The sequence below is a fragment of the Paenibacillus jilunlii genome (genome assembly GCF_900102965.1).
Lineage (GTDB): Bacteria > Bacillota > Bacilli > Paenibacillales > Paenibacillaceae > Paenibacillus_AQ > Paenibacillus_AQ jilunlii.
Window position 1 is genome coordinate 106400 of the sequence record NZ_FNGM01000006.1, and the last position, 24244, is coordinate 130643.

Annotated in this window: 29 protein-coding genes, 1 tRNA gene and 1 pseudogene; 10 read left to right on the forward strand and 21 right to left on the reverse strand. The window is 49.3% G+C overall.

Annotated features, from left to right (window positions below):
- Positions 1-122 precede the first annotated feature (122 nt).
- From BLQ82_RS12600 to BLQ82_RS12620, 5 genes are all read right to left on the reverse strand, one after another.
- A complete protein-coding gene (locus tag BLQ82_RS12600) occupies positions 123-740 on the reverse strand; it encodes a ribonuclease HII (protein WP_062523207.1) in 618 nt (205 codons plus the stop codon).
- A 195-nt stretch (positions 741-935) separates the two neighbouring features.
- On the reverse strand, positions 936-1796 hold the full coding sequence (ylqF, locus tag BLQ82_RS12605) for a ribosome biogenesis GTPase YlqF (RefSeq protein WP_062523205.1): 861 nt from the start codon (positions 1794-1796) through the stop codon (positions 936-938).
- Between the two features lie 29 nt (positions 1797-1825).
- Positions 1826-2446 carry a signal peptidase I gene (lepB, locus tag BLQ82_RS12610; protein ID WP_062523203.1) on the reverse strand — a complete coding sequence of 207 codons (621 nt, stop codon included), beginning with the start codon at positions 2444-2446 and terminating at the stop codon, positions 1826-1828.
- 194 nt (positions 2447-2640) lie between these two features.
- A complete protein-coding gene (rplS, locus tag BLQ82_RS12615) occupies positions 2641-2985 on the reverse strand; it encodes a 50S ribosomal protein L19 (protein ID WP_019910375.1) in 345 nt (114 codons plus the stop codon).
- A 148-nt stretch (positions 2986-3133) separates the two neighbouring features.
- Positions 3134-3430: a hypothetical protein gene (locus tag BLQ82_RS12620; RefSeq protein WP_157243796.1), complete on the reverse strand. Its 297-nt coding sequence runs from the start codon at positions 3428-3430 to the stop codon at positions 3134-3136.
- Positions 3431-3715: 285 nt separating this feature from the next.
- On the opposite strand from BLQ82_RS12620, the gene BLQ82_RS12630 reads away from it, so the two are divergent.
- Positions 3716-4663, forward strand: coding sequence for a hypothetical protein (locus BLQ82_RS12630; protein WP_062523197.1), 948 nt, complete (start codon positions 3716-3718; stop codon positions 4661-4663).
- Positions 4664-4754: 91 nt separating this feature from the next.
- Here BLQ82_RS12630 and BLQ82_RS12635 read toward each other — a convergent pair whose 3' ends face one another.
- Positions 4755-5006: an LSm family protein gene (locus BLQ82_RS12635; protein ID WP_062523195.1), complete on the reverse strand. Its 252-nt coding sequence runs from the start codon at positions 5004-5006 to the stop codon at positions 4755-4757.
- Positions 5007-5234: 228 nt separating this feature from the next.
- Here BLQ82_RS12635 and BLQ82_RS12640 point away from each other — a divergent pair, with 228 nt between their 5' ends.
- Complete coding sequence (locus BLQ82_RS12640) at positions 5235-5432, forward strand: hypothetical protein (protein ID WP_020432328.1); 198 nt, start codon at positions 5235-5237, stop codon at positions 5430-5432.
- Positions 5433-5602: 170 nt separating this feature from the next.
- Here the strand turns inward: BLQ82_RS12640 and BLQ82_RS12645 are convergent.
- Positions 5603-5676, reverse strand: a tRNA-Pro gene (locus BLQ82_RS12645).
- Positions 5677-5913: 237 nt separating this feature from the next.
- Here BLQ82_RS12645 and BLQ82_RS32615 point away from each other — a divergent pair.
- The 3 genes and pseudogenes from BLQ82_RS32615 to BLQ82_RS12655 form a co-directional block, all read left to right on the forward strand.
- A pseudogene (locus tag BLQ82_RS32615) lies at positions 5914-6204 on the forward strand (helix-turn-helix domain-containing protein); the annotation flags it as partial.
- Positions 6205-6252: 48 nt separating this feature from the next.
- Complete coding sequence (locus BLQ82_RS32620) at positions 6253-6780, forward strand: hypothetical protein (protein WP_244280782.1); 528 nt, start codon at positions 6253-6255, stop codon at positions 6778-6780.
- Positions 6781-6816: 36 nt separating this feature from the next.
- Positions 6817-7392 carry a DUF5823 family protein gene (locus tag BLQ82_RS12655; protein WP_062523191.1) on the forward strand — a complete coding sequence of 192 codons (576 nt, stop codon included), beginning with the start codon at positions 6817-6819 and terminating at the stop codon, positions 7390-7392.
- A gap of 702 nt (positions 7393-8094) precedes the next feature.
- On the opposite strand, the gene trmD is transcribed toward BLQ82_RS12655, so the two are convergent.
- From trmD to BLQ82_RS12695, 8 genes are all read right to left on the reverse strand, one after another.
- Positions 8095-8952, reverse strand: coding sequence for a tRNA (guanosine(37)-N1)-methyltransferase TrmD (gene trmD / locus BLQ82_RS12660; protein WP_062523315.1), 858 nt, complete (start codon positions 8950-8952; stop codon positions 8095-8097).
- Positions 8952-9476, reverse strand: a complete 525-nt coding sequence (gene rimM, locus BLQ82_RS12665) for a ribosome maturation factor RimM (RefSeq protein WP_062523189.1) — start codon at positions 9474-9476, stop codon at positions 8952-8954. Before rimM ends, trmD begins: the two co-directional genes overlap by 1 nt.
- A 110-nt stretch (positions 9477-9586) precedes the next feature.
- Positions 9587-9817 (reverse strand): KH domain-containing protein, encoded by a 231-nt coding sequence (locus tag BLQ82_RS12670; RefSeq protein WP_020432321.1) that lies wholly within the window; start codon positions 9815-9817, stop codon positions 9587-9589.
- Positions 9818-9839: 22 nt separating this feature from the next.
- A complete protein-coding gene (gene rpsP, locus BLQ82_RS12675) occupies positions 9840-10112 on the reverse strand; it encodes a 30S ribosomal protein S16 (RefSeq protein WP_019910363.1) in 273 nt (90 codons plus the stop codon).
- Between the two features lie 409 nt (positions 10113-10521).
- The gene (gene ffh / locus BLQ82_RS12680; RefSeq protein WP_062523188.1) at positions 10522-11907 is read right to left on the reverse strand and encodes a signal recognition particle protein; all 1386 of its coding nucleotides are present in this window, start codon (positions 11905-11907) and stop codon (positions 10522-10524) included.
- Positions 11908-11928: 21 nt separating this feature from the next.
- Entirely contained in the window at positions 11929-12285 is a 357-nt protein-coding gene (locus tag BLQ82_RS12685; protein WP_062523186.1) for a putative DNA-binding protein, read from the reverse strand.
- 204 nt (positions 12286-12489) lie between these two features.
- Positions 12490-13137: a PAQR family membrane homeostasis protein TrhA gene (gene trhA / locus BLQ82_RS12690; RefSeq protein ID WP_062523184.1), complete on the reverse strand. Its 648-nt coding sequence runs from the start codon at positions 13135-13137 to the stop codon at positions 12490-12492.
- A gap of 91 nt (positions 13138-13228) precedes the next feature.
- Positions 13229-14746, reverse strand: coding sequence for a carboxypeptidase M32 (locus tag BLQ82_RS12695; protein ID WP_062523182.1), 1518 nt, complete (start codon positions 14744-14746; stop codon positions 13229-13231).
- 336 nt (positions 14747-15082) lie between these two features.
- Here BLQ82_RS12695 and BLQ82_RS12700 point away from each other — a divergent pair, with 336 nt between their 5' ends.
- From BLQ82_RS12700 to BLQ82_RS12720, 5 genes are all read left to right on the forward strand, one after another.
- Entirely contained in the window at positions 15083-15649 is a 567-nt protein-coding gene (locus BLQ82_RS12700; RefSeq protein WP_062523180.1) for a beta-class carbonic anhydrase, read from the forward strand.
- 246 nt (positions 15650-15895) lie between these two features.
- On the forward strand, positions 15896-16333 hold the full coding sequence (locus BLQ82_RS12705) for a hypothetical protein (protein WP_208810679.1): 438 nt from the start codon (positions 15896-15898) through the stop codon (positions 16331-16333).
- A 1-nt stretch (position 16334) separates the two neighbouring features.
- Positions 16335-16622 carry a YxcD family protein gene (locus BLQ82_RS12710; protein WP_062523178.1) on the forward strand — a complete coding sequence of 96 codons (288 nt, stop codon included), beginning with the start codon at positions 16335-16337 and terminating at the stop codon, positions 16620-16622.
- Positions 16623-16867: 245 nt separating this feature from the next.
- Positions 16868-17401, forward strand: coding sequence for a histidine phosphatase family protein (locus tag BLQ82_RS12715; protein ID WP_062523176.1), 534 nt, complete (start codon positions 16868-16870; stop codon positions 17399-17401).
- 14 nt (positions 17402-17415) lie between these two features.
- Positions 17416-18828: a DEAD/DEAH box helicase family protein gene (locus BLQ82_RS12720; RefSeq protein ID WP_062523175.1), complete on the forward strand. Its 1413-nt coding sequence runs from the start codon at positions 17416-17418 to the stop codon at positions 18826-18828.
- 65 nt (positions 18829-18893) lie between these two features.
- Here BLQ82_RS12720 and BLQ82_RS12725 read toward each other — a convergent pair whose 3' ends face one another.
- From BLQ82_RS12725 to BLQ82_RS12750, 6 genes are all read right to left on the reverse strand, one after another.
- Entirely contained in the window at positions 18894-19910 is a 1017-nt protein-coding gene (locus BLQ82_RS12725) for a S66 family peptidase (RefSeq protein ID WP_062523173.1), read from the reverse strand.
- 150 nt (positions 19911-20060) lie between these two features.
- Positions 20061-20420 carry a hypothetical protein gene (locus BLQ82_RS12730; protein ID WP_062523171.1) on the reverse strand — a complete coding sequence of 120 codons (360 nt, stop codon included), beginning with the start codon at positions 20418-20420 and terminating at the stop codon, positions 20061-20063.
- Positions 20421-20500: 80 nt separating this feature from the next.
- Entirely contained in the window at positions 20501-20848 is a 348-nt protein-coding gene (locus BLQ82_RS12735; RefSeq protein ID WP_062523169.1) for an Asp23/Gls24 family envelope stress response protein, read from the reverse strand.
- A gap of 39 nt (positions 20849-20887) precedes the next feature.
- Positions 20888-21994 carry an AI-2E family transporter gene (locus tag BLQ82_RS12740; RefSeq protein WP_062523167.1) on the reverse strand — a complete coding sequence of 369 codons (1107 nt, stop codon included), beginning with the start codon at positions 21992-21994 and terminating at the stop codon, positions 20888-20890.
- Positions 21995-22028: 34 nt separating this feature from the next.
- Complete coding sequence (locus BLQ82_RS12745) at positions 22029-23450, reverse strand: sensor histidine kinase (protein ID WP_062523164.1); 1422 nt, start codon at positions 23448-23450, stop codon at positions 22029-22031.
- Positions 23428-24132 (reverse strand): response regulator transcription factor, encoded by a 705-nt coding sequence (locus BLQ82_RS12750; RefSeq protein WP_036704794.1) that lies wholly within the window; start codon positions 24130-24132, stop codon positions 23428-23430. The genes BLQ82_RS12745 and BLQ82_RS12750 overlap by 23 nt, the downstream gene beginning before the upstream one ends.
- Positions 24133-24244 lie beyond the last annotated feature (112 nt).

Here is a 24244-nt window from a genome sequence, read left to right on the forward strand (position 1 = left end):
AAGCAGCCGTATGAGATGAATATGCATAATTAGGTGTACAAAATCCAACTAATACCTTCTGTAGCCAGGATTTCAGTTAATTAGTTTTACTTTTTCCACCTATACAGATTAAACTGGCCAACCTAAAACAAAGCCGGTTCATCCGAGAGAATTTTCCCCAGAAAGCTGCGGCGGTGCATGGGAGTTGGTCCCAGCGCCATTAGCTGTTCCCTGTGAAGCTTCGTTGCATAGCCTTTATGTATTTTAATCCCGTAGTCCGGGTATAATTCCTCCCAGAGACCTTCACACAGACGGTCGCGTGTAACTTTGGCTACAATCGAAGCAGCGGCAATGGACTGGCTGTTGGCATCCCCTTTAATAATCGCCTGCTGCGGCAGCGGAAGATCTACTTTTTCCGCATCAATCAGCATATAGTCAGGAGGGCATTCCAGACCCTCTACCGCTTTTCTCATCGCCAGTCTGGAGGCCTGCTTGATGTTGATCTTATCGATCAGGACCGAGTCGACATGCCCCACACTTACTGCCAGCGCCTGGTCCATAATCAGCTCGAACAGCATCTCCCGTTTCTTCGCGGACAGCTTCTTGGAGTCATCCACACCCTCAATGATCAGACCCTCCGGCAAAATAACCGCAGCGGCCACCACGTCGCCGAACAGACAGCCTCTCCCTACCTCGTCAACACCGGCAATACGGCAGTAATTCTGTTCCCAGCATTCTTTTTCGTAGCTTAACATATCCATAGAACTCACCGTTCTCCACCACCAATTCTAATCTCCCAGTTCCCTGTATCAGCCAGCTTATCATAAGAACACTCCGCGGTCATCCCACTTTATGCTCAAAACAGAACTTCCAAATTCAGGAAGATCCTTTCGGCCAGCACAACAAAAAACCACCCCAACTGCCCGGATGGTTTTTCCACTCCACGTCAACCTCTATTAAGGTGTCTCAAGCGTAAAACGTCCCAGTTTGCCTGCCCGCAGATCATGCAGCAGGATCCGTGAAGCTTTCTCCAGATCCACCCGTCCGCCGCTGATCAGACAACCGCGTTTACGCCCTACAGCTTCCATAACAGCCACAATTTCGTCTGGATTCTCTAAATCCTCCGGGAGTTTCTCGATTCCAAACCGTTCCTGGAAACTTGCACCGTAATCCTTGACCAGGTACTTCACCGCAAAAAAGGCGATATCCTCAATGTTCAGGATTTCCTCTTTGATTGCGCCGGTTACCGCCAGACGGTAGCCCACTTCCTGATCTTCGAATTTGGGCCACAGAATCCCCGGTGTGTCCAGAAGCTCCAGATTTCCGCCGGTCTTTATCCATTGCTGTCCTTTGGTAACACCCGGACGGTCACCGGTTGCAGCGATATTTTTGCCCGCCATGCGGTTGATAAGCGTAGATTTGCCCACATTGGGAATTCCAACGATCAGCGCCCGGCTGGGCCGCGGGTTCATCCCTTTAGCAATCTGCCGGTCGATTTTGTCCTTCAGCAGCAGCTTCACCTGCTCGGGAATCTCTTTGATGCCTGTGCCTGTAGCCGCATCCACCGGATGGGCAACATGGCCTTCCGCTTTGAAAAAGGCCAGCCATTTCCGTGTAGCCTCAGGATCTGCCAGGTCTGCCTTATTCAGAATAATCAGCCTTGGCTTGTCCCGCAGAATATCGTCAATCATCGGATTGCGGCTGGAAAGCGGCAGACGGGAATCGAGCAGTTCTATACACACATCAATCAGCTTCAGCTTATCCTCGATTTGCCGCCTGGCCTTCGTCATATGACCAGGAAACCATTGAATGGCCATTGCCGTCACCTCCTTTGACTTCCGTCAACTTAATGGTTAATCACTGAAATATCCTTTACCGGCCAGAAGATCAGGTCCGCACGGCCAACAATATCACTTAGCGGCACATATCCGATCATACGGCTGTCGGTACTGTCCGAACGGTTGTCTCCCATTACAAAGACATGCCCTTCCGGCACGGTTCCATCCGTAAATTTTTCATTGGGGAAATTCTTATCGTTATACAATGCGTTGTTATTGTGCGCCTCATCAATCGCGCCTTGGATGTACGTTTCATTCACCGGCTGGCCGTTCACAGTAACGACATCGCCTTCAACCTTCACAGTATCTCCAGCCACACCGATTACACGCTTAATGAAGTCTCTTCCTTCAGAAGGCACATGGAACACAATCACCTCACCCCGCTGAGGCGAACGAATGTCGTATAAGATTTCATTGACGATCACACGCTCACCGGTATGAAAATTAGGCTGCATGGAAGGTCCATCCACAATAAACGGCTTGAACAAAAGCCAACGAATCAAAATCACCAGAACCAAAGCAATGGCAATGGCCTTAATCCATTCCAATACTTCATTTTTGGGCTTGCGGGGATTCTTGCCGTCAGGCTCAACAATCTCACCTTGTCCCTGCTGTAAATCCTGCTGCATAGTTCACCGTCCTCTCTATATGCTACCCTCACTATACAACAAAAAAACTCCTGCCAAAAACTCCTCCACGATTACTCCGTCAGGAGGCCTTTTCGGAGAAGCTGATCCTAAGGCATATATTATAATGAATCTTAGTTCTCTTCAAGAATAAACGAAAGGGGCTTGAAATCAAGCCCCTTTCACTTGCCGCAATACTAGCGACGGATTTCTTTGATTCTTGCAGCTTTACCGCGCAGGTCACGAAGGTAATAGAGCTTCGCACGACGCACTTTACCACGGCGAGCCACTTCGATTTTCTCGATCTTAGGCGAGTTGATTGGGAAAGTTCTTTCCACACCAACACCGTAAGAGATTTTACGAACCGTAAAAGTCTCACTGATTCCACCGCCGCGGCGTTTGATTACAACGCCTTCGAACAGCTGGATCCGTTCACGAGTTCCTTCAATAACTTTTACATGCACTTTCAAAGTGTCACCCGGGCGAAAACTCGGGATATCTTTGCGAAGCTGCTCTTGCGTAATTGCTTGTAGGATATTCATTTAGGACTTCCTCCTTCCGTACAGGTGTTCATGCCTCTTCCGGAGAGATCATCGCTCTCCCTCATTATCCGCAGAGGACCACCGTATTCCACACAACAGAAATAATATTACCATAAACGCCCTGTAAAGACAACCAATTTTTTAAGATTTACAGCGGCAGCATATCGCGTTTCTTGGCCTTCGCTTTGCAATCCTTGCATAAGCCTACAACCGTACCATTATCCTGGGCATAGAAGATCAGCTTACCGTTTTTCTTCTTGCACGATGAGCAAGGCTGTTCGACCGCACTCTGCTTAGCCTTCCGGTGCCGTTCCATAGAAATCACATTACTGGCGGTGCTGCGCTTCGGGTCCGAGGGCTGCCCTTTCCGGCTGCGGTAACCAAAATATACAATCACACCAACTAACAAGACCACTACAATCGCCGCATACTGCATCTGCATCATCCGCTCCTCTGACTGGTATCAGTCTAATAGTAAACAGACTTTCCTTCATTCAAAGTATATATTAGCCGCTGCTCCTGCTTTGCCGCTAACCATGGCTTCTTCTTCAAAACACCGGTTTCACCGTTTATTCTAGCATACCTCTTCATTGAAATGTAGCTGATTGCACCATCCTGGACTTTAGTCCAGTACAGCAACCCGCCTCCAGCCTGTTTGCCAATTTTTTCCCATAATATATAGTATGGATAATACATAAGACTCATTCAAACCCTTGGGAGGATCTGAACATTGAACAGAAATCATAATATAGCAAAACTTGCGGCCATCGCCGTACTCTCTATTGCCATGCTGTCCGGGTGCCGTGAGCTGCCGGGCAAGGAGGCTGCAGACAATCAGCTTGAACAGCGCTTAACCGGAAATTCTCAGCAGGAAACTGCAGAGACCTTCAAGCAAGGATTAAGTGAGGTTACTTCAAACGTAGAGCAGGCTGTTCAGAATACTGCAGCGAAGGTAGCCGATGAATTAAACTCTGACAGTATGAGCAAAGAGCTAGTAACTTCCCGGAAAGCCGATTCTTCTTCGGCAATCATTCTGGAGAACAGTGTCGGAGAAGTGAAAATCACCTCTGGCGGCAGTGATTCCATCACAGTAAAAGCAACGGTTGTCACACATCTCGGCCTCAATCAGGAGACTGAACGTAAAATCCTCGACAACGCAGAGGTTACGATCCAAGCAGACGGCGATGAGCTTAAGGTGTCCACCCATGCCAAAAATGAACCCAAAAAAGATCTATGGGCCTGGGCACAGAAAAAGTATGGAGCCTCCAATTTTACGATCGATTATGAGATAGAGGTACCGGCTGCAATTGATGAATATGATATCAGCAACAATGTTGGAAAGATTCAGCTTCAGAGTCTGCAAGGCACCTTCCACATTGCCAGCGATGTTGGTGCAATTGTTATGGACAATACCCAGTTCAGCGGAAAATCAACAGTGGAATCGAATACGGGTAGCATCAAACTGGACATCCTCGGCATGGAAACTGGCAGCAGCCTCAAAGCACGCAGCGATATCGGCAAAGTTACGGCTGAGCTTGAGGGCAGCCTAAAATGCACCGTATCCGCCAAAACTGAGCTTGGCCATATCAAAGGAACCGGAGCCGGCAATACAGATATTAATGGCGGTGGACCTCTAGTGTCATTATCCACACAAATCGGTTCGATTACAGTACAGTAGCAACCGGAATCTGAAAGAAGCTCCAGCTTATTGCAAACGCACAAAAGCAGCCAGCCTCGGGTTGAGATTGGCTGTTTTTGTGCGTCTGAATTTAGATCAGCGCTATGGCGAGCAGAGTGAACAAGCTTAATGTCAGGATCTCGCTCCCGTAGCCGTAGAATCCGCCGTAATAATTTCCGTAAGGATTAAATGCCGAAGTCTTCATTTTCCCGTTGCCTTTTGTTTTCAAATACACGTTGTTTCTGTCCACATCCACAATGATTCCTTCATGCCGTTTGCCGTCGGTAGTTAAGATCCGGACTTTTTTGTTCATACAATGCAGACAATTATAATAGGCTTCCACCTGAGAACCCCTCCCCATTCGTGATGGTGTATGGTATGCGGAGGGGGATAAGCCGGACACGGCGCTTGCCTTACCACAGAAAGCAATAAATAAAATAGCTGTGAATCAAAGAACTTGTGAACATTGTGTATCAATTTAGATCAAAAAGGGTTATTATTAATATAATATTCATAATTAGAACGCTTACGCACTATAGACAATTTCAATTTCGCAAAGGAGGCAGCTCTCATGAGTGCAGCAGGTAAAAGATTTATCAATGAAGGGGTTCTCCGTATCGCCTGGTTTATAATCTTCGCATCCCTTACCTATACTGTCCGCAATTACACATGGGTAGTGGTATTATTCTCGGCTGTAGCCCTTTATGCGCTCGGCTCAGGTATTGTAATGCTTGCCCGTGATCACCGCGAACAACGGGGCAGGGCTTAACATCCTGAACTCCCATACCTTCCATAACACTTCCTCTGGACCAATGGTTCTGAGGGAGTGTTTTTTTATTGTAACCACAGGCAACGGTATGCTCATAACAAAAAGAACCACTTCCCCTCCGGACACTTGCCGGGCCGAATGTGATTCTCTTTGACTTGATAACCGTATAATCGGAGTAACAGGATTTGAACCTGCGACCTCACCCACCCCAAGGGTGCGCGCTACCAGGCTGCGCTATACCCCGGCACTTATGTATCACTTGCTCATTTTTCAATATACGCCCTGTGTTCAGGAATAGAACCGCTGCACAGGTGATATTTTTACCTTCATTTTATATATACCGCAGATTAGTATTAGATTCAAGTGAAAATTATGCGAAGCAGATAGGTTGAAACAGAATAGCAAGAAAAATCAAACCTGCGATGAATAGGTACAGTATATTTATGCCAGAGAAAAGGAGGTGCCCAGGCTGTATTACGAAGTGATTCACAAAAGTATTGATTTTATAGAGCAGCATTTGGATGAAGAATTAAACTTGGACAGAATCGCGAGAGAAGCTGGCTTCTCCAAATTCCACTTCCATCGGATCTTTCAGAAATATGTGGGGAAAAGTCCGGCGGAATATATCCGCACCCGGAAATTAAGCTCAGCCGCCCGTCTGCTGCTCTATTCCGAGGAACGGATTTTGGATATAGCTGTACATTACGGCTTTGAAAGCCAGGAGGCCTTTACCAGAGCATTTAAAAGGCTTTATGCCCTCCCCCCTGCTGAGTATAGGGCACAAATGAAACTATTAATTCAAGAAAGAGAGGAATTTACTATGTCCGAAATTAAAGGCTGGCTCATCACCGGAACAGCCCCCGGAAATTACAAAGTATCACTAGATATGCAAATTTACCACGGAGGCAGAAACTCCGTATCTTTGGAGCGAACAGCCGTTGATTCGCCGGACGAAGCTGAATTCGGCACCTTAATGCAGCAGTTTGACGCTAAAAATTATTTTGGGAAACGGATGCGGTTTGCAGGTTTTATACGTACTTGCGAGGTCAGCGGCTGGTGCGGTTTATGGATGCGCATTGATGACAAGCTGCAGAATCTGCTCGGCTTTGACAATATGCAATACAGAAACATTAAAGGAACAAATGACTGGAATTATTACGCTTGTGTACTGGATATCCCGGAGGAGGCGGCTTGCATCAATATCGGCATTCTCCTTACGGGAAGCGGTAAAGTATGGCTTGATGATTGTACCTTTGAAGCAGTAGGGACGGACATTGCGGTTACCGACATCCGCACACGGACAGAAAACTTCCCGCTGGAGCCCCAGAATCTCAAGTTTGAAGCTTAATTTCATACACTGAACGAAGCTTTGGAGAGTGATCTATTGTTTGTATTCATCGTAGAAATCATTAAAATAGCCATTCAATTTATCGCCGATTTATTATCCGGGGAGCTGCCGGGATACTTCTACATCTGGTGTGGTGTGTTTCTCGTCTATGCGTTCATCTATGCCTGCCTGGAGATGCGGACAAGGCTGACTGCTGCAGAATTGGCAGAAAGCTTCTTCCTTGAGTGTGCTTCACATCTTGCAGGCTGGATCATCGGTATCCTGGCGGCACGGGTAACCGTATACCTCATAGAGGATGGAATTTCTCAACACCACAAGCTTGTTCTCTATAAAATAGGTTTGCTGCTGCTGATTTCGTATGATTTCACTGCGATCTTTTCGGGCCTTACGAACAAAGCTTTTGCCCGGCGAAATATTGCTGAAATATGCACCTTTATTGTTGGTATGGCTACGACATATTTATTATTTATGTTGTGCAGAGATTCCATTCTGCAAGGGCTCATCCTATCGCAGACATATGTCGTTACATTGTCCATGCTCAGCGGTATTTTTGCACTTTTATACAAAATTTCTTTGAGATCTGCTGAAGCGCCAAAAAACTCCCAACTCTAAAAAACTACTTTTTCTTAAAATTTATGGTTTTTTCGCTGAAGCTATGCTATACTCTTGGCACAAGGAAAGGAGGTGCGTTCACATCAATCATGACATGTTGAACGTATCCCTTACCCGGACCAACGGCTGAATTATTGGCCCTGGTGGCGCGGGATACGGATCAAATTTTTAAATAGCGCCTCGGGTAGAGAGACCGTCTTCGGACGGTCTTTTTTTCATTTCCCGTTTATCTAGGACTACCTAACAAAAAACCACTACGCCAGCTTCCGGGTAGCTGAGGCAGTGGTTTTTCGTTCATACTATATCGGTCTTATGATTTACGGTTGGTATAAAAATCAATAATATCATTTACAGTGCGGAGCGGCTCCGCTTCCTTGTGGACAGTGTCCACGTTTGGCTTGAGTTCTTCACGCGTATTCGTAGTCACTATTGTTCATTCCTTTCGATAGTTGAAATAGCTGCATCTGGGCTGCATGTATTTTCCGGCACCTCTAATATATACCCCAGAATCAGGATAGTAACGCACATCTGCTCGCATTTTTCACAATATTCTGCTTCTCTCATGTTCCTTTCAGCATTCGCTTAGATTTTTTGTTCACTTTCTTCGCCCGATGAAATGGACGTATTCGCAAGAAAAAACGCCCCATCAACATAGTATACGTTAACAGGACGCTAAATATTCCATTTTATAGTAATTTTCCGCTAAATTTTATTGTTGCCTTGTTCTTTCAGGCGTTTGAGGGTTGCTTTATCCTTTGCCGTTAGTTCAACTGTCTCCAGCAGATCCGGCCGGCGCTCCAACGTCCGCTGCAGGGCCTGCTCCCGCCGCCACACTTCGATATTGGCGTGATGTCCGCTGAGCAGTATATCCGGCACCTTCCAGCCGCGGAATTCAGCCGGGCGGGTATAATGCGGATACTCCAGCAGACCTGTGCTGAACGAATCCGTCACCGCAGAGGTCTCATTCCCCAACGCCCCGGGCTGCAGCCGCACAATCGAGTCAATTACCGTCAGCGCAGGCAGCTCGCCCCCGGTCAGGACGTAGTCCCCAATAGAGAGCTCATCGGTCACCAAATGTTCCCGGATCCGCTCATCATAACCTTCATAATGGCCACAGATAAAAATCAGATGCTCTTCCTGTGCCAACTCCTCGGCAATCTGCTGATTATAGGTCCGGCCTTGCGGGCACATCAGAATGATGCGCGGCTTCGCCTGGGCGGTATTTTCCCCGTTAACAACAGCAGGTTCTCCATTACCATACGTGTTATGCTCATTATCCGCTTCACCGGCCTGTTCACCTTCCCATCCAGACAGCTCCAGCTTTCCGGAAGCGGCTAGCACATGCTCCACTGCGGCAAATATAGGGTCAGGCTTCAACACCATCCCCCCGCCGCCGCCATAAGGCGTATCATCCACACTATTGTGCTTATTCCCCGAGAAGTCACGGAAGTTGACCGCGTTCAGCGAGACGATGCCTTTGTCACGGGCCTTGCCAAGAATACTAGTGCTGAATACACCCTCACACATTTCCGGAAAAAGCGTCAGCACATCAATCCGCATCATGGCAGCAGTCCTTCCATCAGATGCACCTTGATTTTTTTGGCCTGAATATCTACGTCGAGCACAACGTCATTAATGACCGGAATCAGAATATCCTGACCTTTAGCCGGCTTTACCACCCACACATCATTGGCCCCGGGCTGGAGAATTTCTTTTATGGTGCCCAGCGGCTGACTGTCATCCTCATCGGTATACACCTCGCAGCCAACGATCTGGTGGAAATAATATTCATTTTCCGGCAGCTCCACTAAATCGTCACTGGGGACCTTCAGGAGGCTTCCTTTATATTTCTCAATCTGATTGATGTTGGTATATCCCTTTAATCTGACGATATACATCCCTTTATGCTCGCGTGAGGATTCCACCGTCACTTCGAATTTCGGGCTTCCATCGGGGGGAACCACGAGCAGCTTTTTGCCCGGTGCAAAACGGACCTCCGGAAAATCGGTAGAGGACAATATTTTGATCTCCCCGCGGATTCCATGTGTATTGACCAGCCTGCCTACGTTCAGCTCTTCCGTCATCTGATCCTCTCCTTCGTCTGTTCCTGTGCAGCGTAAACTTAGTTCTCTTATATATTTCAACAAAAAGGAGCCGGGATATACTATCCCTAGCCCCTCATTGAACGCATTCTTTAAGATAAGATATCCACGGTAACGCGTTTATCGCTCTTGACTGCTGCAGATGTGACCACGGTACGAAGCGCTTTGGCGATTCTGCCCTGTTTGCCTATGACCTTGCCGACATCATCTGGATGTACCGACAGCTCATATACAATCAGGTGATCCTTCTCCACGGTCCGTACAGCCACATCCTCTGGATGATCCACTAAAGCCTTAGCAATAACTCCAACTAATTCTTCCATAGAGGACCCTCGCAATCAGTCATTATTTCTGTTGCTTCAGCTCATGGAACTTCTTCATCACGCCTGCTTTGGAAAGCAGATTGCGGACGGTGTCAGATGCCTGCGCACCTGTTTGAAGCCATTTAAGAGCTTTTTCCTCATCGATCTTAACTACTGCCGGTACTTCAATCGGATTATAATAACCGATTTCCTCGATAAAACGGCCGTCACGAGGGGACCGGGAATCGGAAACCACTACACGATAGAAAGGCGCTTTATGTGCACCCATTCTTTTCAGACGAATACGTACTGCCACGAAATTCACCTCCTTAAAATAGTTTCGATCCCTCCCAAACCCTCCCTTAGCCAAGGGAGGGCCCCAAGGGCTCTGCCCTCTGGACACCCGATTAAGTGCAACTGGCGTGGGCGTTCAGACTGGCGGGACCTGGGGTTATGGGAGTAAGGACCGCTTGCCGTCCCTACGGGACACGCTTAACTGCGGCGGTACCTTGGGACGGGGTAGAGATTTAAAGATTAAAATCAAAAGAATAAGATCAAAATCGTCTGATCATCTGATGTTGCACAATGTCTGATCTTTAAAAAGACTTAGTTCAAAACCCTCTTGATCATCTGATGTTGCACTATGTCTGATCTTTAGAAGACTAAGTTCAAAACCGTCTGATCATCTGATGTTGTACTATGTCTGATCTTTAAAAAGACTAAGATCAGCGGAAAGGGAACTTCATGCCTTTGCCGCCAAGACCCTTGAGCTGCTTCATGGCGTTTTTCTTGCCGCCCTTGCCTCCGCCGCCCATCATGCCGGAGAACTGCTTCATCATCTTCCGCATTTCATCGAACTGTTTGATGAGGCGGTTGACCTCCGCTACGTTGGTACCGCTGCCGGCGGCGATGCGCTTACGGCGGTTGTGGTTGATAATCTCCGGCTGGGCTTTCTCGGCCTTGGTCATGGAATGAACAATGGCTTCGACACGGCCCATCTGCTTATCATCGACCTTGAGATCCTTCATGCCCTTGGCTTTGTTCATGCCAGGCAGCATGTCGAGAATCTGGTCGATCGGGCCAAGCTTCTTGACCTGATCCATCTGCTCAAGGAAATCATCGAACGTAAATTCCGCATTGCGCATCTTACGTTCCATTTCCTTCGCTTTTTCGGTATCGATATTGGCCTGGGCCTTCTCGATCAGCGACAGCATATCGCCCATTCCGAGAATCCGCGAGGCCATACGCTCCGGATGGAACGGCTCCAGCGCATCAATCTTCTCGCCTAGTGCAGCGAATTTGATTGGACAGCCGGTGACGGCTTTGACAGACAATGCAGCACCGCCGCGGGTATCGCCATCAAGCTTCGTCAGCACAACGCCGGTAAGCTCCAGCTGCTTGTTGAAGCTGTCCGCAACGTTGACGGCATCCTGACCGGTCATTGCATCAACGACCAACAGCACTTCGTCGGGATTAGTAACAGTGTGGATCTGCTTCAGCTCTTCCATCAGCTCTTCATCAATATGCAGACGGCCTGCGGTATCGATAATTACATAGTCCAGGTTATTGTCCTTCGCATGCTGAACAGCTTGTCTGGCGATTTCCACCGGACTGGTCTGATCACCCAGCGTAAATACAGGAACCTTGATTTGTTCTCCCAGTATCTGCAGCTGCTTAATCGCAGCCGGGCGGTAAATATCTCCCGCTACGAGCAGCGGGCGGTGGTTGCCCTTCTGCAGCAGCTTAGCCAGCTTGCCTGAAGTGGTGGTCTTCCCTGCCCCTTGCAGACCAGCCATCATAATAACAGTCGGCGGCTTGTTCGACTTGGCCAGCTTCGCCTGGCTTCCGCCCATCAGCTCGGTCAGTTCCTTGTTAACGATATCAATGATCACCATGCCGGGTGTAAAGCTGTCCATTACTTCCTTGCCAATGGACTTCTCCTTCACCTTGGACACGAAGTCCTTGACTACCTTGAAGTTAACATCGGCTTCCAGAAGCGCCAGCCGCACTTCACGCATGGCTTCGTTCACGTCATCTTCGGATACTTTACCTTTGCCGCGCAGTTTGCTGAACACATTCTGCAATCTTCCGGTTAAACCTTCAAACGCCATAAGCAGCTTCCTCCCTTCATGCTACTCTAACCTCTGCAAATGATCCACGAGCTCCGTGAACCGCAGTGTATATTGCTCAGGCAGCATCCCATTCTCCGGCAGTCTGCGCAGTTCTTCTAAGTATTTGCTGCGGCTCTCATGCTTCTTGAGCAAACCCAGCTTCTCTTCATAATTCTCCAGCACCTGCTCGGCACGCTTGATGTGCTCATACACGGCCTGGCGGCTGATCTCAAATTCAGCGGCGATTTCTCCCAGGGAGAAGTCATCGTGAAAATAATATTTAAGAAACGTTTGCTGCTTATCCGTAAGCAGCCGTTCATAAAAGGCAAATAACAAGTTAATCCGGTTGGTTTTCTCGAGCCTATTCTCCTGACTCATTAAGGGCACTCCCTTCGTCAAGGAAAAACACTTTACAGCTTCACAACGTCCCTTATGATACCTAAAACAAAGAAAGATGTCAAGCCTTTTTGCTTGTCATCTTTTTCTTTGTCAAACAGCAGCGGTTTTATCGTCCAATTCCCTTGAGACTCTATAGATTGAACTAACTTCTCTTCCGCCACTTTTCCCTGTTTGTATGCTATTTCAGTGAATAGGCAGCACGTAAAGAAGGACTACAAAAAAGTGAACAACCGTCCCTCCGAGCACAAACAAATGCCAGATCGCATGATGATAAGGAAATCCCCGCCACACATAAAAAACCGTTCCCAATGTATACAGCAGACCGCCAGCCAGCAGCAGCGTCATGCCCCCATCCGCCATCACCGCTGACAGCGGGTTCCAGGCAATGACAATCATCCAGCCCATAGCGATGTAAAAAATGGTGGACATAAACAGGAACCTCTTGACGAAAAAGGCTTTGAAGAACACCCCGAACACCGCGACGCCCCAGGCAATACCGAACAGGGTCCAGCCGAGAGTCCCCCGGATTGCCACCAGCATAAACGGGGTGTAAGTACCGGCTATGAACAAGTAGATGGAGGAATGGTCCAGAAATTCAAAGAAATCCTTTGCTTTTCCTTCCCTAAGACTATGCACCATTGTTGAATTAATATACAGCAGCAGCATAGTGGCGCCGTAAATGGAGAAACTGACCACATGCCAGGCTGTACCGTTCCGTGCAGCGAAGACAACCAGCAACACCAGCGCAGCTATGCTTAAGACTACTCCAATCCCATGTGTTACCGCATTTGCAACCTCTTCCTTGCGGCTGTATGTGTGTGTATTAGCCATCCCACTAATCCTTCCATTGTACGCTTTCCTTCTATTATATTCCCTTTGGCGAATACCTTCCACCCTGCTGAGGGTAGGACTCCTTAGCCGGCTACAGTTGATAAAGCTCTGTATATTTGGCTTCCAGATAATCGGCCAGATAATCAGGATTCAGCGGCTCACCTGTCACCTGCTCAATAATTTGCGATGGGGTCAGGCTTTGACCATAACGGTAGATTTTCTCCGTGAGCCATTCCTTGACCGGCAGCAGATTCCCGGCAGCAATCAGATTCTCGAATTCCGGCAGCTCTTGGCGCAGCGTATTCAAAATTTGTGCGGCATACATATTCCCCAGCGAATAAGAGGCGAAATAACCGAAATCCCCGCCGGACCAGTGAACATCCTGCAGCACACCCAGCGCATTGCTTGGAGGTGTAATCCCAAGATACTCCTGATACTTGGCATTCCATACCCCAGGCAGATCTTTAACCTCCAGTCCTTCATTAAAAATCAGCTTCTCTATCTCATAACGGATGATGATATGCAGATTATAGGTCAGCTCGTCGGCTTCAATGCGGATAAAGGAATTCGCCACACTGTTGATCGCACGGTAGAAGTCCTCCACATCCACACCGGCAAGCTGCTCAGGAAAATGCTGCTGCAGATCGCCATAGTAGCGGTGCCAGAAGGCGCGGCTGCGGCCAATCATATTTTCCCATAGTCTGGACTGGGATTCATGGATGCCCATAGAAGCGCCCTGAGCCAGCGGTGTACCGACAAGCTCCTTACTGATGTTCTGTTCATAGAGTGCATGCCCGCCTTCGTGCAGCGAGCTGAATACTGCGCTTGTGACATTGTCCTGCAAGTAGTTGGTTGTGATGCGGACATCCCCCGGATTGAGTCCCGTAGCGAACGGATGGACACTCTCGTCCAGGCGTCCGGCTTCAAAGTCAAAACCCATTTGCTTAAGAAGGAACAAACCGAACTTCTCCTGCTGCTCCTTCGGAAAGACCTGGGCAAGAAACTCCGTATCGGGCTTGTTCGGCGAAGCCGAAATAGCCTCCACAAGCGGAACGAGGCGGCTGCGCAGACGGCCGAATATGTCGTCCAGCTTCTCTACCGTCAGATCAGGCTCGTACATGTCAAGCAGGGTGTCATAACGGGAGTCTTTTACCCCCCAATGGTCGATGAACTCCTGTGTAAAGGCTACGATTTTGCTCAAATAAGGCTCAAAGGAATTAAAATCACCGCTTTCCTTGGCTTCCTCCCAAATGGTCTGCGCATGGGCGGTGAGTACGGAATACTCCTCGTAGCTTTTGGCAGGTATGCTCTGGCTGCGCTCATACTCCTTGCGGCAATCCTTGACGATTTTATTCTGGACGTCGCTTAACTGATTCATGACCTCCGGGCGGCTGAAAAATTGTGTGAACTCGCCCATTTCAGTTGAAGTCTGCAGTCTGAAGATTTCCCCGCTGATGAGCCCGATAGTATTGGAACGGGTCTCTACACCTTTGCGCGGCGCCCCTGTCCGCAAATCCCAATGCAGCAGGCCTATCGCCTCTGTGAATCCGCTAAGTTTGGATAATAGCCCGCTGAATTTCTCCCACTCTTCCTTGACCAGTTGTTCCATGGCCCAACACCCGCTTTCTCTATTTTTACCAGCTCCTCTTGATGATACTTTTTTAAATCAGTATAATCAACTTCAGAAGAATATATCTTCAATTTGAAATATTGGGGCGCCACTGTGTCCCAGCAGGCTGCCGGAACGCTGTGTAGCGTGTCTAGACGCAGCATGTAAACATCTTTTTTCGCGACTGGATGTGCGAAATGTGTCTTAAGGGAGTATATTAAGAGTTAGCAAGTACGGGGCAGGATGCTCCCGAAACTAAGCGTGTGCTTTTGAAGCAAGTTTTGCGAAGTGAATCCGGGTATCTATGCTATCAAAACTTTTAGGAGGCTGCAGGTCATGAGTCAAGTCACAGATATTATGGAGTTTAACAAAAAATTCGTCGAACAAAAAGAATACGAAGCTTATCTGACCAGCCGCTTTCCCGACAAAAAGATGCTGATCATCACCTGCATGGACACACGGCTCGTGGAGCTTTTGCCCAAGGCTATGAATTTCAAGAACGGGGACGTCAAAATCATCAAAAATGCCGGTGCGGTCATTTCCCAGCCTTTTGGAAGCGTAATGCGCAGTGTGATGGTAGCCCTGTATGAGCTGGATGCGGATGAGGTCATTGTCGTCGGGCACTATGAATGCGGGATGGCCTCGCTGAACGCTGACAGAATGATCAATTCCATTAAAGAACGCGGGGTTTCCGATGAGGTCCTCTCCACTTTGGAGAATTCGGGCATTAAACTGACCAAGTGGCTGCGCGGGTTTGACAATGTGGAAGAAGGGGTAATTCAGACTGTGGAGCTGATTAAGCGCCATCCTTTACTCCCCCCAAACGTACCTATTCACGGCATGATCATCGATCCGGCCACCGGAGCGCTTGAGCTGGTGTCTGACGGGTATGCGGAGAACTAGGCAACTCTCTGAAAAACTGCTGTGGCGCGGATCTTTAGGTCCGCGTCTTTTTTTTGCCCTCATCCTCATCCTCATCCACTTCCTGTAAACCAACAATTGTGATATTTCAATTTGAAACTTTCTGTCGTGTGCTGCGTATTACCGGGCAGATACACAAAACCAAGCGCATGCTCCCGAAGCAAGTTTATACGATACCGTTTCTGGAAGCAGATGCTAACAAAACTTATAGGAGGGTACTTGTACTCAATGAAACCAATGAAACGTGTAATGATGATTCTCATGGCCTTTACCCTGTTCTTCGCAGTCACCGCTCCTGACTTTGCGGATGCTAGACGTGGAGGGGGCGGCTTTAAGTCCGGAACCCGCGGGTACACCACTACGCCGAAGAAATCAACCACAAATAACGTGAAACAAAGCGATAGCAGCACAGGAACAAAAGCCGGCACCGCCTCCAAAGCAAACCGTGGATTTTTCAGCGGCGGCAGCTTAATGAAAGGCCTGATGATCGGCGGGATTGCCGGCTTCCTCTTCGGCAGCATGTTCGCCGGGATGGGCGCCTTCGGGAACCTGCTTGGCTTCGCCGTCAATATGCTGGCCATCTACCTGGTCGTAATGCTGATTATGTCCTTCTTCCGCCGCAGAAAGGAACGGCGCAGACTTCAGGAACGGGATGGTCGATACTAATATGGCATTGACTGTTCTAAGCATGGACGAGATCATTAACGCTATCTGCCTGCATATGGCCGAACGCAAGGGCGTCCGGGTGCAGGAGGTCCAGGTGGAGCTTAGCTGGGAGGAAGACACAGGCTATACTGCAGAGGTGTGGGTCCAGGGCCGGAGCCAGTATCTGGTCGAGTCCAATATGATCGAAGCAGTCCTCCGCTATTTGCACAGTGAGTATGGCATCCGTGCTTACCGTGAGGATGTGCGGCTGGAACTGGACGAGGAGATTACAGCGGTTGTGAATACGTAAATAGTTCTGCACAAGAAACTGTCCGGCTATCGCAGCGGACAGTTTTTTTGTATTGTCTATGGTTTACCCTCATTCTGAGAAATAGGGTAGATTTCCCTATACTGGTTCGATCATGCCGCCTGTCTCCGGTTCATCCAATCAGGCCAAATTTAGGATCGGATACACGGGTGATATTAAGCGCATTCTAAACTAGGTTTTCCAAACCGTTACCTTGAGCAGCAACTTTTGAAAGGTGTGTGTCGCCAATGAGCCGCAGCATGACATTTCTGATCGCCCGCCACGGGCTGGCCACAGGGAATCAAACGGATGCGCCTTTAAGTCCGGTTGGGCTAGGTCAAGCCGAACAATTGGCCGACTGGTTAGCCGGGATGGAGAATGTCCACATTGACAGGTTTCTGTCCAGTCCTTATAGGAGAGCCTGGCAAACTGCCGAGATCATTGAGAAAAGGCTGTCTATTAAGCTTGAACAGGCAGACTGCCGTCTGAAGGAGAAGGGAGTCCTAGGCTTTGACGAAGAAGAGACTGACGAAGAAGTGCTTAGCCGAGTGACAAGGCTGGCGGAAGAATTACTTGAAAGCGATTCTCAGACCGTGCTGCTTGTTACACACCGGTTGACGATGACGCTTCTTATGAACCGGTATGATCCAAGCTTCACACTGGAGCAGGGACGCCACATCACCAACCCTGATCTTTATGAACTGAAGTTTACTCATGGCAATGGACATGTGAAGCGGTTATTGATTGCTGTGCCGCACCAAGCCGAATCAGTCCAAATTTAAGGAGGAGATTGTCCATGCAAGGATTACTCGAAAGAAACCGGATTACAACGGTTATGAACCCCGATATCTCGAATATGACAGCCTGTATCGAAAATGTAAAAAGAGCAGTGCTTCTAAATCTTCAAGGGCCACTGGACCCTACGGACTACAATCAATTAAGAGGCCGGCTATACGCGGCCAAGGACAAGCTTCCGAGAATGTATCAGCAGACTGTAGCCATTCCCTTTATTCTGGCGCTTGACGAGTTGGGACAGCAAGGATTCTCCGATCTGGTCGCCCGGGACCCGCAAAGAAACGGCATTGCCCGGCTTATGCTGGATATTGCCCATTGTATTCTACAGAATGGCGAAGGCTACAATGCGCTGGCAACCGATGCTTTCCAGGAAATTGTCAGCGACCTTTATGACGGCTTTCTCAGCGCAGAGGATCGTGTCGGCATTAAGCTGCCGGATCTCAGCGTAATTCCCGCCCTTGTAAAATGGGGAGAGCCGGACAGCGGCCCTTATACCTGGCCTTCAGATGCCACAGTTGCTTTCAATGCCGGCGCTGCACTCGTAAACCTCCCTCCCGCTAATGCGTTCAGCGGACTATTAGCCTGGTCAAGCATTCCGCATGAAGTCTGCGGCCATGATATCCTTCATGCCGATCTCGGCCTGATGGAGGAGCTGTCCAGAATGGTCAATATCCGGCTGACTGAAGCTAACATTGGCAGCGGTCTGCCGGAGTATTGGGCCTCACGCATCGATGAGACTGCCGCCGATGTGCTCGGTGTACTGAATCTTGGACCAGCCGCAGCTATTGGCCTTGTCGGTTACTTCCGCGGCATGAACGCCGCCTTCTCCGGTCAGGCAAAGCTGCGCAATGCCGGACCGTCCCGTGATCCGCATGCGGCGGATATTCTGCGCGGTTACCTGAGCGCCTATGCCACCGCACTGCTGAAGTTTGATCAGGCAGAAGCCTGGAGCAAAATGATCGAGGCGGAAACCGACAAGGATTTGACCGGTATTGAAATTGACGGCATCGCTGTGGACGCCGCAGCCGCGAAGCGTTCTGCGCAAATTGTCGCCACAACCATCATGACCGAAAAGCTGCACAGTCTGGAGAATCACAGCCTGAATGAAATCCAGAACTGGAGCAACAATGATGAGAATATCGCCTCTTCCCTGCGTATTCTGCTGCAGACTACCGGCTCGCTCAAAGAGGAATACCGGTCGGGATACTATGCAGCACATGTAGTGGCAGCAGCGGTGACAGCTGGATTGTCCGCTCATAGCGATCTGGACATCATTTTCAACCGGATGCAATCTTTGCTCAAAATCATGCACGATACAAACCCTGCCTGGGGGCCGCTCTTCGTACAGCATCCGGGCGATATCACACGCCACCTGCTTTACTATCCAGCCGCACCGGAAGAATTGTTCCTCTAACTCAAAGGGATGACCCCGCCGCGGGTCATCCCTTTTCCACTTAAAAATATCCCGATTGATGTCTCCTATTCATTAAAATACTGTGTGATTGTTCCTGCGCCGCCGGCCACATGCACTTCAGCGTATGCTCCATTGATCAATGTCATTTGCGGAGGAACATGGCCGAAGTCCAAATCATAAACAACCGGCACTTGGAGTTCTTCGGACAGCTCTCTGTATACATCCTCCGCCGTATAATTTTCCATGGGCGTATTGGAGCCGCTTCTGCCGAACATAACACCGGAGCAGTTCTCGAACCAGCCCGCCAGCTTCATCTGCACCAGTGACCGACGTAAGTCTGCTGTGTTCAGTTCGCAATTCTCCAAATACCACAGGACGGGTTCCCGATGAATGAAGTTTTCTTGAAAATGCCGCACATCGCCGTAGGGTGTACCGATAATATGCCGGATCACATCGATGCAGCCGCCGAGCAGCCGGCCATTAAGCGTGGCCGCATTGCCGGATACCGTCTTCCAGTCTGTTGGGGTATGTAAATGAAAAAGTGACGGTGAAGGCTCCGCTCCCTCCAGCTCCTGATGATAGTGCAGTGAGGAGCGTTGGGTGACGGATTCTCCGCTTGCTGTGGATAAAACCGTCTCCCACATCGCCGTAGTCTCATCTGCAGCCTCCGCGCGCAAGTCCCCCAAACTGGGCCCATGTGCTGTCGCAATGCCCGTCCGGAGGGTGATCACCAGCAGCAGCAGGCTGATATCGGAAAAGCCCATGATCCACTTGCTCTTCACCTGGCTGAAATCGATATGCTCCAGCATCTCGATCAGCAGCTCTCCGCCCCAGGGCGGAATGATCAGATCAACCTCATCGCTAGTCATCATCTGATTAAATTCCTTGCCGCGCACCAGCCCGGGGGCTGATTTCGCCTTGTCATGCCGGAAGACGGTATCTCCGCAAAGAACGCGATAACCTTTTTCCTCCATACGGGTGCAGGCTTGTCCGAACAGCTCCGCAGATTGGGGTCCAACCCCTGCGGAGGCGGCGGTCACGCCTATGGCCGCCCCTTTTTTAATAACCGGGTATGTAATCATCTTAAGCCTCCTGTAACTTAATAATCTTTCTTCATAGTCTATCATTCTTCCCCTTGCCCGGGAAAAGAAAAACCGTTTCCGCCAAGCGGTCAGCCTGACTGGAGACGGTCTATTGCGGTTACAGCACCGGCCACTACTATAAGCACATGATCAGATCAGGGAAATGGCCAGCAGCTCGAACAATACCAGAGGCAGGATCGCATTGCCCGGGTATGGATAAGGATACGGATAAGGATAGCCTGGGCCTAGATAAGGCTTGTAATAGGGATTGTAGTAACCCCGAACCATATCTGTGGTGCCTTCAACCATAAGATACATATGCTTGTTGTCCATTCCGGCAATGGTTCCTTCATGCACCTGACCGTCAATCGTCTGAACGCTTACTTTGTGGTTTAAATATGGCCTGCAAGAGTGGTGGAGCGACTCGCGGACTCCGTGCAGATGCTGGACAACGGCGGGATCGGCCTGATAGATTACCGTCGCAGGCTGTCCTGACTGATAGAATGACATCGCTAGATGACCTCCGTAATTGGATTTGCTCCATTCTATGCGGATGCCCAGGGCAGGGTGCCTAATTCCGGGAAGCAGATTTACGGAAGAACCAGCTTTTCGACCCGGATGTTCACTACGCCAAGCGTCAGGCCGAGCATATTCTCCACTGCACTGCGGACGTTCTGCTGCACGCTTCTGCATACCTCTTGAATCGCGTATCCGTAGTTGACTATGACTTGCAGATGTATGGCAACATCCTCTTCCGTAACTTCCACTGACAATCCTTTTTTGCTGAATTTGCCGCCCAGGCGTTTGGCCAGATTTCCGGTAACCGTGCTGCCGGACATTCCAGCGATTCCCGGAGTATCCATCACCGCATAGCCAATAATAGCCGATATCACCCGGTCGGAAATATTCACCAGACCTTTGTGAGAATCCTGTTCCATTCCTATTCCTCCTTAAGTATGGTTAGGCATAACCCCGTTTTAATCCCCTGAATCCGCAGACAGCTGCGGCTCCTCCGGCCAGCGCTGGCGCATATACAGCTGATGCAGCTTGACCGTAATGATTTTGAGCATCATATAGACCGGAATAATCAGTAATATCCCAATAATACCACCAAAGTCTCCTCCGGCCAGCACCAGAATGATCGTAGTCAGCGGATGGATATCCAGGCTTTTTCCAAAGATATAGGGTGCCACGAGGTTATCCTGAACCTGCTGTGCGACTAACACAACCACGATGGACCAGACTGCCGTCGAAGGCGACTCCATTAGTCCGATAATGAAGATGGGTATGGTGGACAGAATGGCTCCGATAAACGGGATAAAATTCATCAGCACAGCCACCACTGTCAACAGCAGGGCATATGGCAGACCAATGAGCAGAAAACCAAGATACATCAATACACCGAGCGCCAGATTCACCAGTACTCTGCCAACGATGAAATTACTCATCGCCTCATCAATGTCGGCAACGACTCCCTCTCCTTCCTTATGGAAGCGTTTTGGGAAGAAGCTCACCACTTTTACGCCGAACTTTCCGCCTTCCTTAAGCATGTAGAACAACAGAATCGGGAAGGTAAAGAGTACTACAGCGAAATTGGATACAAAAGAGAACAGCTCAGACATAGAGTTCGACAATAGCGAAAACCCTTTATTTAAGTAGTTCATCAGTTGTCCTGCCGGATTCATATCCGCCGGAATCAGTGAAGACAGCAGCTTGCTGTCCTCCAGCTTCGTGAGCTGTTCACCCAACGCATTGAACACATTCGGCATATTGTTGCCAAGATTCACCAGCTGGCTTTTTAATGAAGGCCAGACCCCCACACTGAAAGCCAGGAGCAGAACTGCGATGCTCAAATAGACCAGCAGGATGGCTGCCGTCCGGTTCAGCTTGCGTGACTCCAGCCAGTTGATCAGCGGCCGCAGGAGATAAAAGAAGAACACCGCCAGCATCAGCGGCACAATGACCACACGGAATAAAGACAAAATCGGTGTAAAAATAAACTTCACCTGAGTGCCTAAGTAGATAATGCCCAGCACCAGCAGAACCGCAATACAAATGCGGATAAACAAATTTAATTTGGCCATGACCCTCTCCCGTTTCTGAATTCATCCGTCCGTACTATTTCGGAACCCGGATAGTAAATACCGTCGGTTCTCCCTCCCTGCTCGCAAGCTCCAGTGAACCGCCCATTTTCTCGGCGTTTTTCTTCGCAATGGATAATCCCAGCCCGGTTCCGCCGCTTGCTGTACTGCGGGCTTCATCTCCCCGGACGAACGGGTCGAAGATCGTCGACCAGAGCTCCTTCGGAATGCCCACCCCATTGTCGGCAATCTCAATACGAATCTCTGTGTCCTCCGGAAAGACGCTTACCCGCAGGTGTGTGCCATTGGGATTGTAAGCCAGCGCATTAGAGATCAGATTGTTGACAACACTTGCGAACAGCTCCGGATCATAATGGGCATACATTTCCTCTTCCGGAACCTGAAGCTGAAGCTGGAAGTCCTTTTGCTCGATTTCGCCGTAGGTGTCGGCAACAATCTCCCGCAGATGATCCCCCAGCTCAAGCCGTTCCGTGCGGAGAATGAAATCCGGCGAGTCCAGCTTCAGCAGCTCCAGCATATGCTGGATCAGCTTCGTCACCTGCACGGATTTGCTGTAAATATAATTCAAGTATTTCGTCTGCCGTTCAGGGTCGGTCCCCCGGCCCTCCATTAAGGCCTGGGCATAGCCCTGGATACTCGTAATCGGTGTTTTCAGATCATGGGACAGGTCTACCATCAGCCGCTGCTTGCTTTTCTCGGCCCGCCGCTTCTCTTCGGTAGTCTTCTCAATCACATCCGCCATGTAATTAAAGCTTTCCCCGATCCGCAGAAATTCCGTCTCCGCATATAGGGCAATCCGCGTGCTGTAATGTCCCTCCATCATCTGCTTCAGCCCGAGATTCAGAACCCGCAGCGGCTTTTTGATACGTCTGGTGACCCAATAGCTATATACAAAAATCAGCATCAGTATGAGCCCGCTGACCAAAAATACGTAGAAAAACACGGAATGGTTCAAATACGAAACCAGCAGTTCATTATCAATGGACACTTTGATCACATCGCGGGGAATTTTGAGCAGCAGCCAGGCCGCCTGCCCGCCTCCGTCTATTTTGGCAATCGAATAATAATAAGGCTGATCCGTGCGGTTCTCCAGCCCCAGAAATAAAAGGTCTTCATCGTAGGATTGGATCTGGTCCTCCTTGTCTCCAATAACCTGAATCACTTGCTTATTGGAATCAAGCAGCTCCAGCCAGCCTCCGCTGTGCAGCAGCTGGGTGCTTTGCGGGCCTTCGCCCATCTCTTCGAGATATTGACTGGCTTCGACCGGAAGATTCGGGTCTGTCAGCCGTTTGTCAAGAATCATATGGGTGATATCCTTCTGGATAAAAAGATAGACCCCAAGCACGAGCAGCAACAGCATGCAGTTGAACAGCAAAAAATCCAGTGTGAGTGATGTCTGCAGCGGGCGGTTGTCTCTACTTTTCCACGGGTGCTTCAATTTTGTACCCCAATCCCCTGATCGTCTTCAGGTATTCCGGCTTCTTGGAATCACGCTCGATCTTATCGCGGATATTGCTGATATGCACCATAATACTGTTGTCTTCATAGACGTAGAAGTCTTCCCAGACGGCTTCATAAATTTTTTTGCGGGTGAACACCCGGCCCGGCTGCTCCATCAGAAGCTCCAGGATTTTGTATTCCGTAGAAGTCAGTGCAACCGGTTCTCCGGCCACTTCAACCTGACAGCTGCTCCGGTCAAGCAGCAACCGTCCGAGCACAATCTGTTCCTTCTTCTTCTCTTGGACTGCCGGAGCATCGAACTCATGAACCCGCCGCAGCATGGAACCTACACGGGCAACGATTTCCAGCGGATTGAACGGCTTGGAGATATAATCATCCGCTCCCAGCTCAAGGCCCAGGATTTTATCATGGTATTGGCTTTTGGCTGATAGAAACAGCACTGGAAAATGATCATTTTCACGGATTCGCTTGAGCAGCTGCAGCCCGTCCATACCCGGCATCATAATATCAAGAATTGCCAGGTCCACGGTGTGGCTCTGCATCAGCTTCAAGGCTTCGTTCCCGTTCTGCGCTTGCAAAATGTTGTACTCCTTCTCCAGATACAGCTGCAGAAGCTCAACAATCTCCAGTTCATCGTCGGCAATCAGAATGGTATACATTATGAATCCCCCTCTATCTTCTCCCGCAAGGCGCGTTAATTGTAACTATAGCCTGCCATTCTTAATCCAGTCTAAACCAAATCTAAAGAATAGATAAAGTTTTGTGATGCAA

Excerpts from the sequence above, each read along its gene's own strand:
- lepB (WP_062523203.1), bottom strand. The coding sequence starts at position 2,446 with ATGCAGCAGGATTTACAGCAGGGACAAGGTGAGATTGTTGAGCCTGAC.
- BLQ82_RS12620 (WP_157243796.1), bottom strand. The coding sequence starts at position 3,430 with ATGATGCAGATGCAGTATGCGGCGATTGTAGTGGTCTTGTTAGTTGGT.
- rimM (WP_062523189.1), bottom strand. The coding sequence starts at position 9,476 with ATGACGGAAGAGCTGAACGTAGGCAGGCTGGTCAATACACATGGAATC.
- BLQ82_RS12695 (WP_062523182.1), bottom strand. The coding sequence starts at position 14,746 with ATGGAACAACTGGTCAAGGAAGAGTGGGAGAAATTCAGCGGGCTATTA.
- BLQ82_RS12725 (WP_062523173.1), bottom strand. The coding sequence starts at position 19,910 with ATGATTACATACCCGGTTATTAAAAAAGGGGCGGCCATAGGCGTGACC.
- rplS (WP_019910375.1), bottom strand. The coding sequence starts at position 2,985 with ATGAATATCCTACAAGCAATTACGCAAGAGCAGCTTCGCAAAGATATC.
- BLQ82_RS12720 (WP_062523175.1), top strand. The coding sequence starts at position 17,416 with ATGCAAGGATTACTCGAAAGAAACCGGATTACAACGGTTATGAACCCC.
- trmD (WP_062523315.1), bottom strand. The coding sequence starts at position 8,952 with ATGCGGATTGATGTGCTGACGCTTTTTCCGGAAATGTGTGAGGGTGTA.
- BLQ82_RS12730 (WP_062523171.1), bottom strand. The coding sequence starts at position 20,420 with ATGTCATTCTATCAGTCAGGACAGCCTGCGACGGTAATCTATCAGGCC.
- ffh (WP_062523188.1), bottom strand. The coding sequence starts at position 11,907 with ATGGCGTTTGAAGGTTTAACCGGAAGATTGCAGAATGTGTTCAGCAAA.
- BLQ82_RS12710 (WP_062523178.1), top strand. The coding sequence starts at position 16,335 with ATGGCATTGACTGTTCTAAGCATGGACGAGATCATTAACGCTATCTGC.
- BLQ82_RS12735 (WP_062523169.1), bottom strand. The coding sequence starts at position 20,848 with ATGGAACAGGATTCTCACAAAGGTCTGGTGAATATTTCCGACCGGGTG.
- BLQ82_RS12750 (WP_036704794.1), bottom strand. The coding sequence starts at position 24,132 with ATGTATACCATTCTGATTGCCGACGATGAACTGGAGATTGTTGAGCTT.
- BLQ82_RS32620 (WP_244280782.1), top strand. The coding sequence starts at position 6,253 with ATGTCCGAAATTAAAGGCTGGCTCATCACCGGAACAGCCCCCGGAAAT.
- BLQ82_RS12640 (WP_020432328.1), top strand. The coding sequence starts at position 5,235 with ATGAGTGCAGCAGGTAAAAGATTTATCAATGAAGGGGTTCTCCGTATC.
- BLQ82_RS12740 (WP_062523167.1), bottom strand. The coding sequence starts at position 21,994 with ATGGCCAAATTAAATTTGTTTATCCGCATTTGTATTGCGGTTCTGCTG.
- BLQ82_RS12705 (WP_208810679.1), top strand. The coding sequence starts at position 15,896 with ATGAAACCAATGAAACGTGTAATGATGATTCTCATGGCCTTTACCCTG.
- BLQ82_RS12700 (WP_062523180.1), top strand. The coding sequence starts at position 15,083 with ATGAGTCAAGTCACAGATATTATGGAGTTTAACAAAAAATTCGTCGAA.
- BLQ82_RS12715 (WP_062523176.1), top strand. The coding sequence starts at position 16,868 with ATGAGCCGCAGCATGACATTTCTGATCGCCCGCCACGGGCTGGCCACA.
- BLQ82_RS12685 (WP_062523186.1), bottom strand. The coding sequence starts at position 12,285 with ATGAGTCAGGAGAATAGGCTCGAGAAAACCAACCGGATTAACTTGTTA.
- trhA (WP_062523184.1), bottom strand. The coding sequence starts at position 13,137 with ATGGCTAATACACACACATACAGCCGCAAGGAAGAGGTTGCAAATGCG.
- ylqF (WP_062523205.1), bottom strand. The coding sequence starts at position 1,796 with ATGGCCATTCAATGGTTTCCTGGTCATATGACGAAGGCCAGGCGGCAA.
- BLQ82_RS12670 (WP_020432321.1), bottom strand. The coding sequence starts at position 9,817 with ATGGAAGAATTAGTTGGAGTTATTGCTAAGGCTTTAGTGGATCATCCA.
- BLQ82_RS12600 (WP_062523207.1), bottom strand. The coding sequence starts at position 740 with ATGGATATGTTAAGCTACGAAAAAGAATGCTGGGAACAGAATTACTGC.